The following is a 22,989-nucleotide window of genomic DNA, read 5'->3' as shown; positions in this document are numbered from 1 at the left end:
TATGAAATATCAGGCTCTTAAAAAGAAAGCTTTTTTTGCCACAGCAGTACTCACAGGGACAGTGATGCTGTTTCCGGTTGGATGTCCGGCTGCGGCAGAGAAAGATATACAGAACTATACAGATACCGATTTTGCCATGGATACTGTGGTATCGGAAACACTTTATACCACAGGAGACGATATAAACAGTAAACTGACTTCAATTCTGACAGATGTGGAGACGAATCTTCTGTCCTGGACAAATGAGAGTTCGCAGATTTATAAGGTGAACGCAGATTGCGGAAACGATACGGAGATTTCCGAAGAACTTTCCGGATATCTGGAACGCATCCTTGCCATTGCGAAAGATTCTAATGGAGCCTTTGATCCGACGATCGGAGAACTGATCCGGCTGTGGGATATCGGAGGGGAGAATCAGCGGATTCCCGGAAAAGATGAAATTCAGGAAGCGCTGAAGGATTCCGGATACAAAAAGGTTTCCCTGGATGGAAATATGGTTCATATGGACAAGGGCTGTTCTCTGGATCTCGGAGCTGCCGGAAAGGGAATCGGCTGTGATTCCATCCTGGAATATCTGAAAACGCAGAAAGAAGTCTCTGCGGCGCTTATGAATCTGGGAGGAAGCAGTGTCATGACTTATGGAAGCAAGCCGGATGGTTCTTCCTGGAATGTGGCAGTGACAGATCCCAGAGCTGAAAATGAGGATGACTATCTTGGTGTGGTTGCCTTAAATGGTACAGAATTTCTTTCCACATCCGGAGATTATGAGAAATATTTTATCGAAAATGGTGTAAGGTATCACCACATTATGGACCCGTCTACCGGCTATCCGGCAGAAAGCGGAGTGACCGGGGTAACGGTAGTCTGTGACTCAGGTCTGGAGGCAGATGCGCTTTCCACAGCATGTTTTGTGCTGGGGGTGGAAAAAGGGACACAGCTGTTGAAAGCTTACGGTGCAGACGGACTTTTTGTGGATGAAGACCATCATGTGTATCTCACTGAGGGGATGAAGGAGCGGTTCAGCCTGCTTGCGGATTCCTATAGTGTGGAGGATATTGCAGAGTGAAGCTGATCTCCCGGCGATCCGGTTTATGACCGTTTGGCAGAGGGAATGCTCATATCCGCGTTACTTGCGATAGTAAACCTGGAAAGGGTTCTATAAATATATCATATTTTTAGGAGGAATAAGCAATGCAGAAGTGGAATCTACTGAAAAAAACAGCTCCATGCATCTTAAGTCTTGCGGTGGCAGCAACAACTTTTCCGACCGCTGTAATGGCATCTGATCTTGATGCAGCCGTGGTTTCCGAGGCAGAGGCAGGAGATACGGAGGATTTTGTAACAGAGGAAACGGCAGAGGATACTGCAGCTGTAACAGAGGATACAACAGAGGATACAGCAGCAGTGACAGAAGCTGCGGCAGACGAGACAGAGGATATCCAGCAGGAAGATACAGAAGCTGTCGAGACTCTGGATAAGACAGCAGAGGAAGCAGACCCGTTCTCTACAGGGGAAGAGGATTTCACAGAAGGCGATGAAGTGGCGGAAGCATTTTCCGATTCTGACCAGCTGACAGGCGAGTATCAGTACGTATATGCAGGACTTACCTGGGGTGAGTACTGGGCAGCAGAAGGCGTCTATGCAGCTGGAGATACAAGCTCTTCAGAAGAGAAGGATTCACATAGTGAGTTTGATACAGGAGCTTTTGATACAGTAACAAGAGCAACTGCAAATCATGGACTTCACAGAGGAAGCTATCAGACAGAAGCTACGATCATTGCTGAAGACGGGACCAGATTCGATATATCCTACTGGGAGGATAAAGGAAGCACACTTTATCTTACAGACGGTTCCAAGGTAAAATGGAACAGAGGCAGTATAACAACAGAAGATGGAAAAACCTATACGATGGATCATTATGAGATATATGGCCTGAAATATGTTCCGGTAGCAGTTAAGACCGCAGATTTTGCAGATTTCTGCAAAAAGTATAATGTCGTACAGGATGGAGCTATGCTCTCCGGAGGATACAGTGAAAACAATCTCCAGTATTATAAAGGCCTTGTGGCAGACGTAAATGCACAGACAAATGGTCTGAAATATGCGGAGAAAAATGGTGACGGCTTTACATTTACAGCAAGAAAATCAGACGGAACAGCTTCCGGTATCAAGGATCAGGCGTTAAAAACAGCAACAGGGATCAAGCCGAGTGTAAAAGCAGCAAGCGGAAGCTACGGCGAATTCCTCCGTGTGGATCTCAATGGAAATTATGGCAATCTTGGTGCAAATATGCAGGCTGTACGCTGGGATTATTATGGAGATGATTCCACATATACAAAATGCCTCGCTTCTTATGGAACCAAGTTTGCCGCAGATAACTGGATGCATAAAGCAATGGGAATCCAGCTTGGACTTACAAAATCTGCACGCTGCAAGCTTCCGGGAGGAACAGACGGAACAGGATACTGGAAACTGACAGTGTATGCTCTTGGATATAATGACTATACCTACAGCTTCCAGGCAACTGCAGAGAATATCGTAAATCCTACAATGGAGCCGACTGATTTTACAAGTCTTAAAACGGAAGTGGAAGCTGCAAAAGCTCTGGCAGAGAAGGATTACACAATTGCAACCTGGAAGTCCTTTGCCGGTGAGCTTCAGGAAGCAGAAGACATTCTTGCAAAAACAGATGCAAGTCAGGCTGAGGTAAATGAAGCACTTGAACATCTTCAGGGAGCAGAGAAAGAGCTTCAGAAGGTAACAGTTACACTTGATAAGACAGCAGCTGCTGTATATACAGGAAAAACGACGACTCTTAAGGCAACAACAAATGACAGCGATGCAGCAGTAACATTTAAGTCCGGCAACACAAAGGTTGCAACAGTAAGCAGCAAGGGTGTTGTTAAAGGCGTAAAAGCCGGAACAGCAGTTATCACAGCAAAGGTCGGAAATGCCACAGCAACCTGCAAGGTAACAGTAAAAGCTTCTACAATTAAATTTGCAAAGGCCTCCGTAACGATCTACAAAGGAAAAACAGCAACTGTAAAAGCAACTGCAACACCATCTGCAACTGTAAAATACACAAGCAGCAACACAAAGGTTGCAACCGTAAACAGCAAAACAGGTGTTGTAAAAGGAATCAAAGCAGGAACCGTTACGATTACAGCAAAGGCAGGAACTCTGAAGACAACCTGCAAGGTAGTTATCAAGAATCCTGCATTCAGCCTTGTAAAATCCTCCGCAACGATCAAGAAAGGTAAAACAACAACCATCAGATCCAAAGCAGCACCTGCAGGCAAGATTACATATACAAGCAGCAATAAAAAAGTTGCAGCTGTAAACAGCAAGGGTGTTGTAAAGGGAATCAAAAAAGGTAAAGCAACGATCACAGTGAAATGCAACGGAATTACAAAGAAATTTGTGGTAACTGTTAAATAATGCAACTGTTTAGCAAAGAGTAAGAACAACCTCTGCCGCAGACCCTTTTATGTCTGCGGCAGAGGTCTGCTCATTTCTACAGCAATCCGGAAAATCACCTGGAATGCGATACAGAGCATATGCCTGACGGGAAGCCGCATAGAAAGAGGGGAGAACAAGTATCCATGGAAAAAGATTTAAAAGATAAAAAACCAGCCGAAAATGGCACACCCAAGGTGCCCTGGACGAAAATGATCCCTGCAGCAGCTGTGATTGCGGCGCTTGCGTTTTCGGGCATAAAGGCGAAGGGATCCGAGGAATCAACGGAAGCAGTACAGAAAGCAGAGACAACCGTGATGTCTGCTTCGGAGTTGGAAAAATATCTCGGATATGAAGAAGGAAATACTGTTTCTGACAGCACATCTGCCTCAGATAAGAAAAACAGTACATCAAAGAAAAGCTCATCAAAGAAAAGTGCGAAAAAAACAGCAGCAAAAAAAAGTTCTGGTACGAGAACGGTTTCAGAATCAGCAAAAAGCAATGCCGGTGCGGCAGGACAGGGTTCTACCCAGACCCCGGTAGCGGCAGTTCCGGCCAATGGCTATAAAGATGGAGTATATGAAGGATCTGGAACCGGATTCGGTGGTACGATCCGTGTACAGGTAACAGTCAGCGGAGGAAAGATCACAGCCATTGATATTCTGGATGCATCCGGGGAAACCGCATCTTATTTTGCATCAGCTCAGGGCGTGATCAGCAAGATGATCGCAGGAAATACACCGAATGTAGATGCAGTCAGCGGAGCAACCTATTCCTCAAACGGAATCATCCAGGCAGTTCAGAATGCGCTCTCCCAGGCAGCGGCAGATGGAAGTAGCCAGCAGGTCACCCCTGCACCTGTAGTAACGGCTGTACCAACTATGACACCATCACCGTCACCTACAAAAAAACCATCTTCTGCAAAGGAGCCGGAAGATCCGGACAGTCCGAAAAAATATCTGGACGGTAAATATACAGCTTCGGCAAAGGGCTTCAATGGAGACGTGAAAGTAATTGTGACCATCAAGGATGGAGTGATCGAAGCTCTGAAACAGGAAAATACGGACACGGAGCAGTTTTTTGAAAGAGCATGGAGCGTGCTGGAAAAACAGATCATAGGCACAGATTCTGTGGATGATATTGATGCAGTCAGCGGAGCAACCTATTCTTCCAACGGAATTCTGAATGCTGTAAAAAAAGCTCTCAAAGAAGCGGTCAATCCGGAGTATGGAAAGAAACCCACACCAACTCCGATAAAGAAACCGATACCAAAGCCAACAGCCACACCGAAACCTGCGGCAACGCCGAAACCAACAGCCACACCGAAGCCAACAGAGACACCGGCAGCAACCCCGACGCCGGAGCCGGACGACCCGGATGTGACGCCGGTTCCTGAAAAACCCAATGTAACTCCAACACCAGGGACAGATGAGCCGGATGCAACACCGGAGCCAACGGAAGCACCGGAACCGGCGGGAATGTACAGAGATGGAACGTATACGGGATCAGCTTTTGGATATGGAGGAAAAACATATCTGACAATCACGATCTCAGGAGGCCAGATCGCATCCATTGAGCAGACAAATCAGGATACACCGGAATTTTTTGATCCTGCATGGAGCACGATCTATTCTCAGATCATGGCAAACCAGTCGGCAGATGGAATTGATACTGTCAGCGGGGCCACATATTCATCCGAAGGGATCCTGGGCGCTGCACAAAAGGCCCTTGCCCAGGCGAAGAATTAACCGGGTGAACGTTGGAACAGCTATAAACATCTGAATCTAAGCCAATAATAAGAGATGAAAGAAACCTCTGGACTTCTGATTTTTTTTGAAGTTCAGAGGTTTTTTGCCATGTTTCTGAAATTGTTTCTATAAATCGATAAAAAAATAACAGGAATGTATACAGAATAATAGGGGAAATATCAGAAAATACAAGTGGTTTAAATAATTTGAAATGCAAATTGGCAGGGATTAACCTGAGAAATACAATAAAATTTTTATTGCACAGGGCAATGTTTTATGTTATGTTTGAATGTATGTAATTAAAGTTGTTATTTAAATGACAAACAACGCTGAAAGGAGAACAAATATGAGCAGTAAAATTACGATCATCGGAGCAGGAAGCGTGGGTTCAACTATCGCTTACACTTTATCACAGAAGAGCATTGCCTCGGAAATTGTCCTGATCGATATCAACAGGCAGAAGGCAGAGGGCGAGGTCATGGATATTGACCAGGGAACCAGCTTCCGTGAACCGATCTCCATTGTGGCAGGAGATTATCCGGATGCGGCTGATTCTGACATTGTGATCATCACTTCCGGCATTGCCAGAAAACCGGGACAGACACGTATCGAGCTGACACAGACCAATGTCAACATTATGAAGAGCATCACTCCGGAGATCGTAAAGGTGGCTCCAAAAGCGCTTTATATTATTGTAAGCAACCCATGTGATATCATGACCTACGCATTTGCAAAAATTTCCGGTCTTCCAGAGAACCAGATCCTTGGTTCCGGAACCGCCCTGGATACGGCCCGTCTCCGCTGCAGACTTTCCCAGCACTACGGCGTATCTGAGAAAAACATCCACGCCTATGTATTCGGAGAGCATGGAGATACTTCCTTTGTACCGTGGTCCAGAGCCTTTGTTGCAGGTGCGACCCTTGATGAATTTGACAAGATTGTTCATGAGGATCAGAAAGATCTGCAGCCACTTGACAGAGAAGAGGTTCTGGAGTATGTTCATACTTCAGGATCAACTGTGATCGCCAAGAAGGGTGCTACATTTTATGCGGTAGCCGTATCTGTTTGCAGACTTTGCTCGCTTCTTCTTGCTGCATCTGATACAATAGTCAGTGTATCAACCATGCTTCACGGAGAGTACGGTGTTGAAGACGTATGTCTTAGTACCATGGCTTCTATCGGACCGGAAGGTGTAAAACGTATCGTTCGTGTTCCGCTGACCGAGGAGGAGACAGAGAAGCTTCATGCAAGCGCCAATGCTCTGAAGGACGTGATCGCACAGATTGATCTTTGATAAATGTCAGAAGCTGTGTAAAGAGGAAAATGCAGCCTCAGGCAAATTTGAAACAACGGGAGAAAGATAAAAATGGATATTATTCAGGTAATTACCAGAGAATTGAACGTTGAGAAATGGCAGGTTGAGGCAGCAGTTAAGCTGATCGATGAAGGCTGCACCATTCCTTTTATTTCCAGATACCGTAAGGAAGCAACCGGTACACTGAACGACGAACAGCTTCGTAATCTTAATGAGAGACTTACCTATTTAAGAAATCTTGAGGATAAAAAGGCTCAGGTTCTGGGCAGCATCGAGGAGCAGGGCAAGCTGACTCCGGAGCTGAAGAAACAGATCGAGGCAGCGCAGACACTTGTTGTGGTAGAGGATCTTTACCGTCCGTACCGCCCGAAGCGCCGTACACGTGCCATCATCGCCAGGGAAAAAGGTCTGGGACCTCTGGCTGACATCATTCTTCTCCAGATGACGAAGAAACCTCTTGAAGAAGAGGCAAAAGCATTTCTTTCTGAGGAAAAAGAAGTCAAAACTGTGGAAGAGGCCATCAGTGGTGCCAGAGATATCATTGCGGAGCACATTTCCGATGAAGCAGATTATCGTATCAGCATCCGTAAGAGAACAATGGATAAGGGAACTATATGCTCTAATGCGAGAGATGAGAAGGAGCAGTCTGTATACGAGATGTATTATGACTTTGAAGAGCCGGTGAAAAAGCTTGCAGGTCATCGTGTCCTTGCTCTGAACCGTGGTGAGAAAGAGAAATTCCTTACTGTGAAGATCCTTGCACCTGAGGAAGAGATCATCCGTTATCTTGAAAAACAGGTGATCGTCCGCGCTAATCCATACACTACACCTGTTCTGAAAGAAGCCATTGAGGACAGCTATAAACGTCTCATCGGACCGGCTATTGAGCGTGAGATCCGGAGCGCCCTTACAGAGGCAGCAGAGGACGGTGCCATCCATGTCTTTGGCAAAAATCTGGAGCAGCTTCTCATGCAGCCTCCGATCGCAGGACAGGTAGTTCTTGGCTGGGACCCTGCCTTCCGTACCGGATGCAAGCTGGCAGTGGTAGATCCGACCGGAAAGGTTCTGGATACCACAGTTATTTATCCCACAGCACCAACCAATGAGACCAAGATCCGTGCCGCAAAGGAAACCCTGAAAAAGCTTATCAGCAAATATCATGTGACACTGATCTCTGTAGGAAACGGAACGGCATCCAGAGAATCCGAGCAGATCATCGTGGAGCTTCTTAAGGAAATTCCGGAAAAGGTCCAGTATGTCATCACCAACGAGGCAGGTGCTTCTGTATATTCCGCAAGCAAGCTTGCCACGGAAGAATTCCCGAATTTCGATGTTGGACAGAGAAGCGCCGCATCCATCGCAAGACGTGTACAGGATCCGCTTGCAGAGCTTGTAAAGATCGATCCGAAATCCATTGGTGTCGGTCAGTATCAGCATGATATGAACCAGAAGAAGCTGGGAGAAGCCCTTAACGGTGTTGTGGAAGATTGTGTAAACAAGGTCGGAGTGGATCTGAATACGGCATCTGCCTCCCTCCTGGAGTATATTTCCGGAATCAGTAAGGCCATCGCAAAGAATATCGTAGCCTACCGTGAGGAAAATGGCCGTTTCCAGACAAGAAGAGAGCTTCTTAAGGTTGCCAAGCTTGGTCCGAAAGCCTTTGAGCAGTGTGCAGGTTTCACACGGATCACAGGAGGCAAAAATCCCCTGGACGCAACCAGTGTCCATCCGGAAAGCTATGACGCAGCAAAAAAACTCCTGGAAAAGCTAGGCTACACACCGGAAGATGTGGCAGAGCGCAAGCTTTCCGGTATTTCCGGACAGATCCGCGATTACGGAAAACTGGCAAAGGAGCTGGAGATCGGAGAGCCAACCTTACGTGATATCGTAAAGGAACTGGAAAAACCTGCCAGAGATCCACGTGACGAGATGCCGAAACCGATTCTCCGTACTGATGTACTGGACATGAAGGATCTGAAAGAGGGCATGGTTCTTAAGGGAACTGTCCGCAATGTTATTGACTTCGGCGCTTTTGTGGATATCGGTGTGCATCAGGACGGCCTGGTCCATATTTCTGAGATGAGCGAGAAATTCATCAAACATCCGCTGGAAGCGGTCAGTGTGGGAGACATCGTGGATGTCCGTGTTCTTGGTGTTGATATGAAGAAAAAACGTATCAGCCTTTCCATGAAGGGAATTAATAAATAAAGAAAAAACCCGGGACATACCGCGCGAATTTATGCGATCAGCATAAATTCTGTGCATCGCCAGGCGTGTTACTGAGAACGGAGTGAAAAGTAACGTATATTCTGCAGCATTCTGCGGCGGATTACCGGACAGAAATACAATAAAGCTATAACCTATAACAGAATTACAGCAGTGGTTTATACCCTATACTTTATAAAACCGGAGAAATCAGGTTTACAGGGAAAAACTACTGCTGTATTATTATATTGCCAGATGCGGATTATAGGGAATGTTTACATCAGGAATACATAGATCGATCCGCATATGTATATCGAATGATCGATCAGACAGGGGGGATTATATTTGGATAGTACTGTACAGACCGTGCAGGAGGTCGGAAATCAGGTAAACCAGTACAGGCAGATGTTTGAAAATTATCTGCCGGACATCACAAAATTCGGAATCAAGGTTGTTCTGGCTATCGTTGCTTTCTGGGTAGGAAGCACGGTAATTAAATGGATCGTAAAGTTTGTGAGGAAATCACTGACAAAATCCAGGCTGGATACAGGAGCGGCACAGTTTATATCCTCACTGGTCAAGATCGTACTTTACATACTCCTGATCTTTAATATATCCACAAGCTTTGGAGTAAAGGAATCATCTCTGGCAGCACTTCTTGGAACTGCAGGTGTTACTATGGGTCTTGCCCTCCAGGGCGGACTTGCCAATCTGGCAGGAGGTATGATGCTTCTTCTGTTCAAGCCTTTCCAGGTAGGGGATTACATCATCGTTAACGGACAGGACGGAAGCGAGGGAACGGTAGCCAAGGTCGAGATTTGTTATACAACGTTATTATCCATTGATAACAAGCACATCGTGATCCCGAACGGTACTCTTTCCAATGCGACCATCACCAACGTAACAGCAAGGGATCAGCGAAGGCTGGAGATCAAAGTAGGGATCTCTTACAATGCAGATATCCAGAAGGCCAAGGATATCCTGGAAGATATCCTCACCGAAGATCCGGATACAAGAGAAGACGAAGAGATGGTGGTATTTGTAGACGAGCTGGCAGAAAGCTCTGTGATCATGGGCTTTCGTGTCTGGGTAGCTACCGACCGCTACTGGGCAGCCAGATGGAGATTGAACCAGAGGATCAAGGAAGATTTTGATTATTATGGAATTGAGATTCCTTATAATCAGCTGGATGTGCATATCCATAAATAATATGCATAAAGGAAGAAAGATAAAGCCCTTTCACATGGCAGAGAATATGAAAATTATTGACAAACCAGTGTCGGGGTGTAATAATACCCCACAGAGATAGTATTTGGACTCAAAACTATACTCTGGCTGAAATCACTGGAATCTTATATAAAAATAGCCAGCCGGAACCCGGGATCGGGAACGGACGGATATATGAAAATTATAAAAGATTATGAAAGATACGAGCCTGTATTAATGACATAAATTATGTGAATGTTTTTTATGTACAAAAAACAGGACTCAATATACAGGGAATCAATCAGAAGCGTTTCAGGGTCGAAGTGTGCCCCGAGACGCTTTTTTATTAAATACGGAAGCGGATGCTTTTATCCACTTGAAAGTTATTCCCTGCAGGAAAGGACTTATATAAGATGACAATAGAGATGTTAAAAGGAAAGATCCACAGAGCAACCGTTGTCCAGGCGGAACTGGATTATGTAGGAAGTATCACTGTGGATGAGGAACTGCTGGAAGCTGCCGGGATACTGGAATATGAGAAGGTTCAGATCGTAGATGTGAACAACGGCAGCCGTTTCGAGACATACACCATTTGCGGAGAACGCGGAAGTGGTATGATCTGCCTGAACGGAGCGGCAGCAAGATGTGTGAGTACCGGTGACAAGATCATCATCATGGCTTATGCACAGTACGAGCAGGAAGAGGCCCGTACCCACAAGCCTGCAGTTGTATTTGTAGATGAAGAGAACAGGATCAGCAGAGTGACTAATTATGAGAAACACGGACTGCTGAAGGATATGGCCTGACGCAGATCAGAAATACAATAAGACGAAGGTGAATTCAGAAAAGAGGCTATCTCGAATCTATAAAGAAAACCGGTTCCGGAACCGGAAAAGAGGAGAGCACAATGCAGGTAACAAAAACAGTAGAAGAAACAAGAAAACAGATCAAAGCGTGGAAAAAAGAAGGAAAAACAGTAGGCCTTGTACCAACCATGGGATTTCTCCATGAGGGACATGCAAGCCTGATCAAAAAATGCAGAGAGCAGAATGATATCGTAGTGGTATCCGATTTCGTCAATCCTACACAGTTCGGTCCTACCGAAGACCTGGAAGCCTACCCGAGAGACTTTGAGCGTGACAGCAAACTGTGCGAAAGCCTGGGAGCGGACCTGATCTTCTGCCCGGAGCCTTCCGAGATGTATCATGATCCCCACGCATTTGTAAGTATAGATACTCTGTCAGAGACACTTTGTGGAAAAACACGTCCGATCCATTTCAAAGGTGTGTGTACCGTTGTGACCAAGCTGTTCCACATTGTGGCACCGGACAGAGCATATTTCGGACAGAAAGACGCACAGCAGCTGGCCATCATCCGCAAGATGGTGAGTGATCTGAACTTCGATATTGAGATCGTAGGCTGTCCGATCATCCGTGAGGAGGACGGACTTGCAAAATCCTCCAGAAATACATATTTAAGCCCTGAAGAGAGAAAAGCAGCTCTTTGCCTGTCAAAGGCAGTAAAAGCCGGACAGGAAGCCATTCACGCAGGAATCCCGGCAGAAGAGCTTCTCGGAAAAATGCGAGCAGTGATCGAAGCAGAGCCTCTGGCAAAGATTGATTATGTATCCATGGTAGATGCACTTACCATGCAGCCGGTGGAAAAAGCTGACCGCAGCGTTCTTGTAGCAATGGCTGTTTACATCGGAAAAACAAGACTGATCGACAACTTCAGCTACGAGGTGTAATGTATGGGGAAAATTTTAAAGAAAATCGGAATCATCAGCAGCCTTGCATCCAGATATATCGGGATCATTATCATCGCTTTTTCCTGCCTGGCTTTTTTCTGGCGTGACGGCTTTTCCTGGATGACGAACTATACGTCTGTATTTCTGGGAGTGATCATGTTTGGTATGGGCCTGACCATAAAACTGGACGACTTCCGGGCAATTTTTTCCAGACCCAAAGAAGTGGTGATCGGTGCAGTGGCTCAGTATACCATTATGCCGGTGATTGCCTGGCTTCTGTGTAAAGTGATGAACCTTCCGGCAGATCTGGCACTGGGAGTGATCCTGGTGGGATGCTGTCCGGGCGGAACAGCCAGCAATGTGATCACCTATATCGCAGGAGGTGATGTGGCGCTTTCTGTGGGAATGACCATAGTTTCCACACTGGCAGCGCCGTTGATGACACCGTTTCTTGTATATGTTCTGGCAGGAGCCTGGGTGGAAGTATCCTTCTGGGCTATGGTGATTTCTGTGGTAAAGGTAATTCTGATCCCGGTTCTCCTGGGAGTTTTTCTCCGGAGCCTTGCGGGAGAGCATGTGGATAAGGTATCCGATGTTATGCCGCTGGTGTCGGTTGTAGCTATTGTTATGATCATCGGAGGAATTGTGGCTGTAAATGCAGAGAAGATCGTAAGCTGTGGAGTTCTGGTGCTTGGAGTAGTGGCGATCCACAATTTCTGTGGTATGATGCTGGGCTTTCTGGCTGCAAAAATCTTCCATGTGGAGTATTCCAGAACAACAGCTATAGCTATAGAGGTAGGCATGCAGAACAGTGGTCTTGCTGTCTCACTGGCAGCAGCTAATTTTGCAGCCAATCCGCTTGCAACACTTCCGGGCGCGATCTTCAGTGTATGGCACAATATTGCGGGCTCCATTTTTGCGGGGATCCGCCGTGCAGGTGCAGAACGTCAGACAGAACTAGGGAGCAGTACATTGGCAGAAGAAAGATAAAAAGTCAGAAGAATACTGAAGGAAATTCGAAATATCGTTTATAAAGAAGCCCGGTGGCGTATGGGATAATCTGTACGTTGCCGGGCTTTTTGCGTTGTGGATTTGAAAATAGCATGTTAGACTGGAAACATAAGAAACATAAATCGCAGATATAATACGGGCTCAGGAAAGGAGCTTGTGAACATTAAACATTGTAAAAGAGGACACTGCAATGAAATGTGATGATTTGATACAGGAATTGAATACATGGGGGTATGATGAGAAGATATACCGGGAATACTACTTTATGAAAAAAACTCCCGAAAAAGTTAAAGATTTTGTGAAAAGCCATTCTGATCACGAACTGGAAGTAGGATGGGTGCTGAATCCAGAATTACTGAATCAGCATGCAGGTGAAGATGAATTTATTTCTGAAAAATATAATGTAAGTCTTGTAAAGCATCCCCGTTATCTGCCGGTATTTTATCATGAACATGATTTTTTTGAAATCATATATGTTCTGTCAGGAACCTGTACTAATTCCTTCCGGGATTCCACAGAGAAACTGACAGCAGGAGACCTGTGCCTGCTTGCACCTAATGTCAGACATGGAATTTTGGCAGTGGAGGATGGCAGCATCATTCTGAATATCCTGATCCGCCGCAGCACATTTATGGATATCTTTTATAATACAGTCCGTGATAAGACCCAGATTTCCGGTTTCTTTGTAGGAAATCTATATTCCAGAGAAAAAATACGCTACCTTCTTTTCCATACGAAGGATGATATAGTTATCCGCAATTACATTCTGGACATGTATAGGGAACAGAAAACCGGCGACAGTTTTTCGGACAGGATCATCTGTAGCATCCTTACATTGTTTTTTGTGGAACTGACCAGACGCCACGGGAAAAAAGTAAGCATACCGGATAACAGAAGAGAACGAACGGAGCAGGAATCCGAAATGCTTGCTTATATGATGAGAAACTGCAGTACAGTAACTTTAAATGAACTTGCAGAGAAATTTCATTTTTCTGTACCATATTGTTCAAAACTGATCAAATCTATCTCCGGAAAAACTTTCTCCAATCTTCTCACAGAGATCCGTCTGCAGCAAGGCGAACAGCTTCTTCTCTGCAGCCAGCTCAGCGTAGAAGATATCAGTGACAGGGTAGGGTATAAAAATCCGGAAAGTTTTATCCGTGCATTTCGCCGTTTATACAATGATACACCAAGCCAATACAGAAGAAAGAATAAATAAAGTCAATTAAATTGATTATTTTAGACCATGGAAGCAGTTCCGATATTCCGCTATGATGTAGGTAAATAAAAAATATCAATGCAGAATAAAAAAGGAGGAAGCCAGTATGAAATATAATGATACTTATTCTATGATCGGAGCTATGATTAACCAGGGATTTGAAGTTGAGTTTAAGAAAGAACGGGAGAAAAAAGAAAAACGCCGCAGATTTTTACGGAAATTGATCGTCATGATATCTCGATTAAAGAAAAGTTCGGGAAATATTACGGAGAATATGTCTAACAGTGCCGGTAAATGCAGATGTGACGCACATACGATATGTGCATGCGCTGTCGATTGTGGAGACAGAGTGTGATAATCTGGTACAACCAATAGACACAAGTCACATTATGTCGAAAGAAAAAGTCATAAAATGCAGAAATGCGGTTTACAAATTTTAGCCGGTATACTATAATAATCACATGGACGAACAGACGTCCCCAACATATGAAAACAGGGGGGCCCGCTGAAGCGAGCTGAGAGTAGACTGTAAATGTCTTGACCCATAACCTGATTTGGATAATGCCAACGTAGGGACATATGCACGAAGGATTCTTAAAGACACAGAAGATCAGAGAGTACAGAAGAGATCAGAAGTACAGAAGATTTTCATTAAGTACGTAAGATTAAGAGCCGGTTGCCGTGATGCGTGTGCGTTGCAGCAGCCGGTTTTTTGTTGTATAAACACAAAGAATTTACAGAGGGATACCCTATAACTATCTGCCGGGAACAGAACTTCCGACAGTAGTGACAGATTTTCCAGATTTGGATACAAAATGAAAGGAGTTTTTTTACATGAGAAATTACAGTACACAGATGGAGGCTGCCCGTAAAGGCATCATCACACCTGAGCTTGAAATCGTAGCTAAGAAGGAACGCATGACAACAGAGGAACTGCTTCCGCTGGTAGCCTCCGGTAAGGTGGCTATCTGTGCAAATAAAAATCACAAATGTATCGATCCGGAGGGCGTAGGCTCCATGCTCCGCACCAAGATCAATGTAAACCTTGGTGTATCCAGAGACTGCAAGGATTACGACGTGGAGATGCAGAAGGTTATGGAAGCTGTAAACATGGGCGCTCATGCCATCATGGATCTTTCTTCCCACGGAAATACCATTCCGTTCCGACGCAAGCTGACATCCGAGTGTCCAGCCATGATCGGAACCGTTCCGGTTTATGACTCTGTTATCCACTATCAGAGAGATCTTGATACACTGACAGCCAAGGATTTTATCGATGTAGTAAGACTCCATGCACAGGATGGTGTTGACTTTGTAACTCTTCATTGTGGAATCACAAGAAAGACCATCGATCAGATCCGTAACCACAAGAGAAAAATGAATATCGTTTCCAGAGGAGGATCTCTTGTATTTGCATGGATGTGCATGACAGGTGAGGAGAATCCGTTCTATGAATACTACGACGAGATCCTGGATATCTGCCGCGAGTATGATGTGACCATCTCTCTTGGTGATGCCTGCCGTCCGGGATGTCTGGCTGATGCAACAGATGTATGCCAGATCGAGGAACTTGTACGTCTTGGCGAGCTGACCAAACGTGCATGGGAAAAAGACGTCCAGGTTATGGTCGAGGGACCGGGACATGTGCCGCTTGATCAGGTTGAGGCAAATATGAAAGTACAGCAGTCCATCTGTCAGGGCGCACCGTTCTATGTATTAGGACCTATCGTAACTGACGTTGCACCGGGATATGACCACATCACATCCGCGATCGGCGGCGCAGTAGCAGCTATGTCCGGAGCAGCATTCCTCTGTTATGTAACACCGGCAGAGCACCTTGCACTTCCGAATCTTGAAGACGTAAAACAGGGAATCATGGCATCCAAGATCGCAGCACATGCAGCAGACATTGCCAAAGGTGTCCGCGGTGCCCGTGAGATCGATGACAAGATGGCAGATGCCAGAAGAAAGCTTGACTGGGAGGCACAGTGGGAATGCGCCATGGATCCAGAAACCGCAAAACGTATCTGGAACGAGCGCAAACCAGAGCATGATGATACCTGCTCCATGTGCGGTAAATTCTGTGCAGTACGAAGCATGAACAAGGCACTTGCAGGAGAGCATATCGATATTCTGTAAAAGAACGGAATGCAGATAAGCATGCAGCACAGTATAACTGTTTTCGGGATATTCAGCAGCCAGCCGGAGCGGATATATTATTTCGTTGCAGTATAATCAGTATAATATAGAAGAAACCGGAATATCAGAGCCGTCCATGTCTGTGGTAAAATATCACAACAGGGCGGCTCTTTTTCTGTGTATAAAATAAAAATATACATACAAAATATCGTCTATATGACGAAAAAATACATGTTCCATATGCAAAGTGCTCAATAATCCATGCAGAAGGATTGGATAATCCATGTATTTTTTGTGTCCAAATTGTTAAAATAGCATCATCAAATAACGGAGAACGTCAAAATAAAGGAGGACGAAACATGAAAAGAAAGATGCTCAGCGTTCTGCTCTGTGCAGCGATGATGGGAACAACACTGGCAGGTGCAACAAGCGTACTTGCAGCTGACGACAAAGATTCCGACAGCAAATGGGAGTACAAAGAGGCTACTCTTACATTCCTGATCGATCCGGACACAGCATCATCCGGATATCAGGCAGTATTTGATCTCTGCGAGAAAGAGACAGGTATCCACATTGAGACAGAGCTTCGTGCATCAGGCGGTGACGGAGACAACCAGGTAAAAACAAGACTTGCATCCGGCGAGATGACAGATCTTTGCGGATACAACTCAGGAGCTAAACTCAATGAGCTCGATCCGGAGAACAACTTCATCGATATTTCCGGCGAAGAGTGGGCAAGCCGTCTTGACGATACATTCGCATCTGCAGTAAGTGCAGGTTCTGATTCCGCAGTATACGGTGTACCGCTTACCGCTTCCATGCTGGGATGCGTTCTTTACAACAAAGATCTTTATGAGCAGTATGATCTTGAGGTTCCGGACACATGGGAAGATTTCCTTAAGAACTGCGATACTCTGAAAGAGGCTGGTGAGACAGCAGTGATCGGATCTCTTGGAGATTCCTGGACCATTCAGGTTCCATACCTTGGAGATCACTACAATGTACTTGCAGCAGAGCCTGATTTCTCAGAGAAATTTGAAGCTGGCGAGGCAAAATACGCTACAACAGAGGCTGGTCTTGCAAGCTTCCAGAAACTTGCTGATCTTCAGGATTACTTCAATGATGACTACACAGCAACTACATATGCAGATGCATGCGATAAACTTGTAAATGGTGAGGGCGCACACTGGTTCATTCTTTCCCAGGCACTTTCCAGCATCTACGAGCTTTACGGAGATGATGTAAATAAGATCGGTGTTATGGGTGTTCCTGGAACAGATGCAGATAACCACGGAATCACAGTTTGGGAGCCAACTGCTATCTATGGAAATGCAAACAGCGATAAGAAAGATGATATCTTAAGATTCATGGAGTTCTACACATCTGATGAGGCACTGGATGCATTTACAGCTGCACAGAAACCGGACGGCCCATACTGCATCAAGGGCTATGAGCTTCCGGATGACGCATATGACGGAGTTAAAGAGGCTCAGGAGAAATATTTCGATGCAGGCAAAACAAGCGTTGCAATGGAGTTCCAGACATCTGTAAAGGGAACAAACTGCGAGTATATCTGCTCTGAGGTTGCAACCGGACAGTCTACAGCAGAGGAAGCTGCAAAGGCTTACGATGAGGACTGCAAGAAACAGGCTACACAGCTCGGACTTGACTGGAAATAAATGAATGTGTGTCGGCCGCCTGTGTTGCAGGCGGCCGATTTTACGGAACTGCATTTACAAAAAGCTGCCAGATATCTGGAAAAACGGAAAGGAAATAGAGCATGAACAAAAAGAAAATATATAGTTTATGGTTCCTCGTTCCGGCAGTTGCGATCTTTGTGATCTTTTTCATCATTCCGATGGTGACATCACTGTTTTTTAGCTTAACTGTATGGGACTTGAAATCATTTACATTCTGTGGCTTTGATAACTATAAAACGTTCTTCAGTGAGAGATCCTTAAGTATATCTGTAAGAAATACCCTGATCTACGCATTTCTTACAAGTGGACTGAAGGTGATCATTGCATTTTTCATTGCATTGTTCCTGACAAGTAAGATCAAAACAAAAGATTTCTTAAGATCTCTTGTATTTTTCCCGAATCTTGTCAGTGCAGTAGCCATCGGTATTATTTTTAAGGCACTGATGCATCCGAGCAAGGGTCTGTTCAATACACTTCTTGCAGCCATCGGAATTTCCGGACCGAACTGGCTTGGAGATACAAGCCTGGCACTGTTTTCTGTGATTGCAGTTGATGTGTGGAAAGGTGTCAGCATTTCCACAGTTATCTTTATTGCAGGTATTACTTCGATTGATTCCAGCTATTATGAGGCTGCTTCCATTGACGGTGCAACCCGCTGGCAGACGATCCGAAACATTGTAATGCCTCTGGTTCGTTCTTCAACAAATACTATCATCACACTTTCCCTGATCGGAGGGCTTCGCTGCTTTGACCTGATCTGGGCTATGACAAAGGGTGGTCCTGGATTTGCAACTGACGTACTTGCATCGGTTGTTTACAAGCAGTACGCAGCAGGCTTCTTCGGTCTGTCTACAGCAGGAAACGTTATCATGTTTGCGGTAATTGCGATCATCGCATTCCCACTTCAGAAGTTCCTTAACAGCAGGGAGGTGTACAACTAAAATGAAAAAACAGAAAAGAATTACCTTATTAGGAGACATCCTCGGATGTGTTTTCGGTATTCTCATTTTTGCAGTACCGTTTCTCTTCATGCTGATCAATGCACTGAAGGACAGAAAAGAAGCAAATCTTCTGAGACTCTCCCTTCCGACGGAGTGGATGTGGAGCAACTTCAAAGAAGTATTTTCCGCAAACAATTATCAGATCATCACAGCATTTAAGAACAGTATCATCCTCACGATAGGCTCCCTGATCGTGCTGATCATTGTAGGCTCCATGGCAGGCTATGTTCTTCAGAGAAGATCTGACAGACCTGTAAAGATCGTGGATACACTTGTTATGACAGGCCTTATGATCCCTCCTGCGATCCTTCCTACCATCTGGGTTATGCAGGGACTTCATATTTATAAAACCATGTTTGGTATGATCATGGTTGAGACAGCACTTCAGATTCCATTTACCATTATGCTTTATAAGGGATTTATGAATACGATCCCGGTAGAGCTTGAAGAGGCCGGATATATTGACGGTTGTACGAGAAACAATCTGTTTGTAAAGATTATTTTCCCTCTTTTGAAACCGGTTACTTCCACAATCATTATCCTGAATGCGGTAACGATCTTCAATGACTTTACAAACCCGCTGTATTTCCTTCCCGGAAATGACAACGTAACAGTTCAGCTTACTCTTTACAACTTCATGGGAAGATATTCCAGTTCCTACAATCTGCTGTTTGCAGATGTACTGCTTATCACCATTCCGATGCTGATCCTCTTCCTGTTCTTCAACAAGAAGATTGTAGATGGTATGGTAGCCGGAGCTGTCAAAGGCTGATGCAAAACAGGTTACCAAATATGCAAGATCAGTTTTGTATGGTAAGATTTAAGATGCCGTGCAACTGGGAAAAACAGATACTCTGCTGTACAGGCGGGGTATCTGTTTATTACTATATACAGATGAAATGCGAGGTGTTCTTATGAAATTCCGTACAAAACTGATCTTAGGTTTTTCTGTTGTAATATTTTTTATATCAACAATTTTGGGGATAGTCTGCTATAACTATAATTTTAGAAGGCTGTCAGAAAAAGCAGCGCAAAATTTGAAATTATATTCCAGGCAGACTGCTTCTAGTGTTGATTTTACCATAGATTCCATGAAGCATGTGACAGACTATATCCTGTCGGACCAGGATATGCTCAATGCGATGAAAACGCTTCCGAAGTATTATGAAAACGGCAGTTTTAGTGTCGGCAGGACAATAGTGCACAATGACCTTTTGGATGCGTTGAATTCAGGACTTGCTATGTATTATATCAACAGAAATTTTTACAGAGTGATTATTTTTAATGAATTCGGAGATGTGGCATCCAGTACCAATACCGGTTCCAAGCTTACCAATAAGGCAAGAAATACATCCAACATCAAATGGCTGGATTCAGCAGACAGAATGCACGGTAAACCGATCCTGATAGCACCACATATGGATGGCTGGGGAATCCGGGAAAGCGAGGAAGTTTTTTCTCTGGCCAGAAAAGTACAGGGCGGAGATTTCGGATATATTGAAGTTCAGTATGCTACGGATGAACTGAAGGATATATTTGAGATTCCGGATTCCGATATTAAAGTTGTGGCGTTTCTTCCGGGAGGAGAAGTATTGTATCAGTCTGAGGGACTGACTGGCGATCTGGTAAGCTACATGAAGAAGCATCCGGAAGTAACAAAAATGGATTCCATTACCGTTTCTTCAGACACGAGCATGTGGGCATCGGCATCAGAAGTGTCCGATAATTACGGGATCCGGGTGGTTGCACTGGAGAAAAAGACGGAGATCGTTGCGGGCATGAAGGAAGCGGTGATGATCGCACTGGGAATGGCTGTCGGCTGTTTTGTGATCTCTATGGGAGTGGTGATCTTTATTGCAAGCAGGCTTTCCAAGCCACTTACTGCACTGAAGGATCAGATGGAAAATACCGGGCTCGAGAATCTGGATGCAGAGCTTGCAGTTCCGGATACAGATGATGAAGTGCAGGCAGTAGGAATCGCATACCAGAACCTGATGCGTCGACTGAACGAATCCATTGTAAAGGAAAAACGAATGTCTCTTCTGCAGCTTCAGGCTCAGTTTGATACCCTTCAGGCTCAGGTTAATCCGCATTTTCTCTATAATGTACTGAATGTGATATCGAGCAGAGGCATTATGGACGGTGATGAGGAAATCTGTGAGATATGCGGCTGTCTGGCAGCCATGCTCCGATATTCCACAAACACAAAGGAGAGATACGCAACGGTAGAAAAAGAGCTGGAGTATCTTGAACGTTATATTTTTCTGCTGAAATCCAGGTATGAGCATCGCCTGGAAGTGGAAGTAGACTGTGAGGAATCCGTAAAACATGAACAGCTTCCCAAGATTGTGCTGCAGCAGCTGGTGGAGAACAGCATACAGCATGGATATAATAACAGCAAAAATATCATGAAAATTTATGTACGTGGCTGGCGGGATGAAACCGGCTGGTACTTTGAAGTACGGGATAACGGACAGGGTGCCACAGATGAAGTATGTGAAGAGTTAAAACAAAAAATGAAAAAAATCCGGAAAAAGATCATGTCCAGAGGAAGCAGCATAGAGATGGAAATCGGAGGTATGGGACTGGCGAATACCTATGCCAGAATGTTCCTTCTGTACAATGGAAGAGCAGTATTCCGGATACGAAACCTTGAAGAAGGATTAAGCGTCATCATAGGAGTATCGGAAAAGGAGGTCGAAGCCGATGTATCAGGTGATGGTTGTTGATGATGAGCCGATGGCCGCCAGTCTGATCGTCAACATTATAAAACAGAAATACAACAAGTTCGAGATTATGGGAACTGCCTATAACGGTGAAGAAGCACTGGAGCTGATACAGGAAAAAGGAGAACCGGATATTTTGATCACAGATATCCAGATGCCGGTAATGAACGGATTGAAGCTTGTGGAAGAAACAAAAAAGCAATATCCCAATGTGATCAGTGTGATCGTCAGTGGATATCAGGAATTTGAGTATGCAAAACAGGCAATTGCTTTTGGGGTGTGTGATTATATCCTGAAACCGATCGTGCCCTCGGAATTTTCCAAACTGATCACCAGGATAGAAGAAAAGCTGAAACAAAAATATTATAAAGAACGAAATACACTGATACACAAGATGGTAAATGAAATTCCTGTGGATGAAAAAACACTTCGGAGATATTTTCAGTCAGAATGTTATTACGGGGCCATTGTAAGACTGAACGGACTTCCCAGTCGTTACGGGGAACGGGGGAAAAAGGAAGTCTTTTCAGACATCAATGAGATGATGATCGCATATGGACGTGACACTCAGGAGACACTGTATCTCTGTCCGGGAGAACTGGTCAATGATGAGGATTATGAACAGATGATCAGGAGACGTATTGGAAAAGAACAGCCGGAAGCTGCATATGTGACGTCTGTGATCCGGCGGAGATCAGTTCCGGCAGCACAGATCGGAGAAATGATGCGAGAGCTTTACCGGAAGCTGGATTCTTCTATTATCCTTGGAAAAAATCAGACATTGCTCCTGGAGGAAACCGCATCGCAGGTTCAAGCTGGAAGACCGGGAAAGGATTACGAATATCTGGAAGAGTTGGAATATCTGGCTGGCAAACAGAAGTACGACCGGCTTCAGAAGGAAGTAGAAGCACTGATCAGCAGGTGGGTGCAGGAAGAACATCCTCAGCTGTGGATCGAAGGACGTGTGCGGCAGATAGGCTATCTGCTTCAGCGTTATGATGCAGGAAACCGGGATTACCGGGAGTCAGAATTTCTTATGGATGATATTTTTTCCACTGCAGAAAATGTGGAACAGCTTTGCAACGGGATTTCCGATATCTTTTTTAAGGATATAAAGGAAGATCTGGCATCCACACAGAAAACAGATACCGAAGAATATTTTGAGAGTGTGAAAGAATACATCCGAAAACACATGGCGGAACAGCTGTCTCTGCACAGTGTGAGCAAAGCAGTGGGAGTTTCCCAGACATATTTAAGCAGACTTTTCAGAAGGTATGAGGATGCATCTTTTAATACTTATCTGACAGCACTTCGCATGGAGAAGGCAAAGCTTCTTCTTCAGCGTGAAGAGAAGATGTATGTGAAAGATGTTGCGGAAAAGGTAGGATACAAAGATCAGTTTTATTTCAGTCGTATTTTTTATTCCTATACAGGAGTGAGACCATCAGAATATGTTGAGAAAGAAAATCATGGGATGATATAACAAAAATAATATTAATCTAAAATGGAGGGTTAA

Annotated in this window: 17 protein-coding genes; all 17 read left to right on the top strand. The window is 44.8% G+C overall.

Annotation, left to right across the window (positions count from 1 at the left end; genetic code table 11):
• Position 1: 1 nt before the first annotated feature.
• The 17 genes from MUB50_RS01805 to MUB50_RS01725 all read left to right on the top strand — a co-directional run bounded on the left by MUB50_RS01805 (position 2) and on the right by MUB50_RS01725 (position 22,956).
• The gene (locus MUB50_RS01805) at positions 2-1,066 is read left to right on the top strand and encodes an FAD:protein FMN transferase (RefSeq protein WP_244789894.1); all 1,065 of its coding nucleotides are present in this window, start codon (positions 2-4) and stop codon (positions 1,064-1,066) included.
• Between the two features lie 125 nt (positions 1,067-1,191).
• Positions 1,192-3,438, top strand: coding sequence for a penicillin-binding Tp47 domain C-containing protein (locus MUB50_RS01800; RefSeq protein WP_244789896.1), 2,247 nt, complete (start codon positions 1,192-1,194; stop codon positions 3,436-3,438).
• Between the two features lie 164 nt (positions 3,439-3,602).
• Entirely contained in the window at positions 3,603-5,204 is a 1,602-nt protein-coding gene (locus MUB50_RS01795) for an FMN-binding protein (protein WP_118512658.1), read from the top strand.
• Positions 5,205-5,550: 346 nt separating this feature from the next.
• Positions 5,551-6,498, top strand: a complete 948-nt coding sequence (locus MUB50_RS01790) for an L-lactate dehydrogenase (RefSeq protein ID WP_118512657.1) — start codon at positions 5,551-5,553, stop codon at positions 6,496-6,498.
• 72 nt (positions 6,499-6,570) lie between these two features.
• On the top strand, positions 6,571-8,727 hold the full coding sequence (locus tag MUB50_RS01785; protein ID WP_244789898.1) for a Tex family protein: 2,157 nt from the start codon (positions 6,571-6,573) through the stop codon (positions 8,725-8,727).
• 342 nt (positions 8,728-9,069) lie between these two features.
• Positions 9,070-9,933 carry a mechanosensitive ion channel family protein gene (locus tag MUB50_RS01780; RefSeq protein WP_306466229.1) on the top strand — a complete coding sequence of 288 codons (864 nt, stop codon included), beginning with the start codon at positions 9,070-9,072 and terminating at the stop codon, positions 9,931-9,933.
• Positions 9,934-10,343: 410 nt separating this feature from the next.
• Positions 10,344-10,736, top strand: a complete 393-nt coding sequence (panD, locus tag MUB50_RS01775) for an aspartate 1-decarboxylase (RefSeq protein ID WP_015526224.1) — start codon at positions 10,344-10,346, stop codon at positions 10,734-10,736.
• 101 nt (positions 10,737-10,837) lie between these two features.
• The gene (panC, locus tag MUB50_RS01770) at positions 10,838-11,677 is read left to right on the top strand and encodes a pantoate--beta-alanine ligase (protein WP_015526223.1); all 840 of its coding nucleotides are present in this window, start codon (positions 10,838-10,840) and stop codon (positions 11,675-11,677) included.
• A 3-nt stretch (positions 11,678-11,680) separates the two neighbouring features.
• Complete coding sequence (locus MUB50_RS01765; protein WP_244789900.1) at positions 11,681-12,667, top strand: bile acid:sodium symporter family protein; 987 nt, start codon at positions 11,681-11,683, stop codon at positions 12,665-12,667.
• Positions 12,668-12,878: 211 nt separating this feature from the next.
• Positions 12,879-13,907, top strand: a complete 1,029-nt coding sequence (locus MUB50_RS01760) for an AraC family transcriptional regulator (protein ID WP_244789902.1) — start codon at positions 12,879-12,881, stop codon at positions 13,905-13,907.
• Between the two features lie 106 nt (positions 13,908-14,013).
• Complete coding sequence (locus tag MUB50_RS01755; protein ID WP_118512653.1) at positions 14,014-14,262, top strand: hypothetical protein; 249 nt, start codon at positions 14,014-14,016, stop codon at positions 14,260-14,262.
• Between the two features lie 479 nt (positions 14,263-14,741).
• Entirely contained in the window at positions 14,742-16,046 is a 1,305-nt protein-coding gene (gene thiC / locus MUB50_RS01750; RefSeq protein ID WP_022426187.1) for a phosphomethylpyrimidine synthase ThiC, read from the top strand.
• Positions 16,047-16,405: 359 nt separating this feature from the next.
• Positions 16,406-17,725, top strand: a complete 1,320-nt coding sequence (locus MUB50_RS01745) for an ABC transporter substrate-binding protein (protein ID WP_138277014.1) — start codon at positions 16,406-16,408, stop codon at positions 17,723-17,725.
• Positions 17,726-17,826: 101 nt separating this feature from the next.
• The gene (locus MUB50_RS01740; protein ID WP_138277015.1) at positions 17,827-18,687 is read left to right on the top strand and encodes a carbohydrate ABC transporter permease; all 861 of its coding nucleotides are present in this window, start codon (positions 17,827-17,829) and stop codon (positions 18,685-18,687) included.
• Between the two features lies 1 nt (position 18,688).
• On the top strand, positions 18,689-19,519 hold the full coding sequence (locus MUB50_RS01735) for a carbohydrate ABC transporter permease (RefSeq protein ID WP_118623278.1): 831 nt from the start codon (positions 18,689-18,691) through the stop codon (positions 19,517-19,519).
• A 265-nt stretch (positions 19,520-19,784) separates the two neighbouring features.
• The gene (locus MUB50_RS01730) at positions 19,785-21,476 is read left to right on the top strand and encodes a sensor histidine kinase (protein WP_244789904.1); all 1,692 of its coding nucleotides are present in this window, start codon (positions 19,785-19,787) and stop codon (positions 21,474-21,476) included.
• Positions 21,454-22,956: a response regulator transcription factor gene (locus MUB50_RS01725; protein WP_244789906.1), complete on the top strand. Its 1,503-nt coding sequence runs from the start codon at positions 21,454-21,456 to the stop codon at positions 22,954-22,956. Before MUB50_RS01730 ends, MUB50_RS01725 begins: the two co-directional genes overlap by 23 nt.
• Positions 22,957-22,989: the final 33 nt, after the last annotated feature.

The organism is Blautia sp. NSJ-140 (assembly GCF_022868965.1).
Lineage (GTDB): Bacteria > Bacillota > Clostridia > Lachnospirales > Lachnospiraceae > Blautia_A.
Note: the sequence above shows the minus strand (reverse complement) of the source record. Positions and strands in the feature narration are given on the sequence as shown.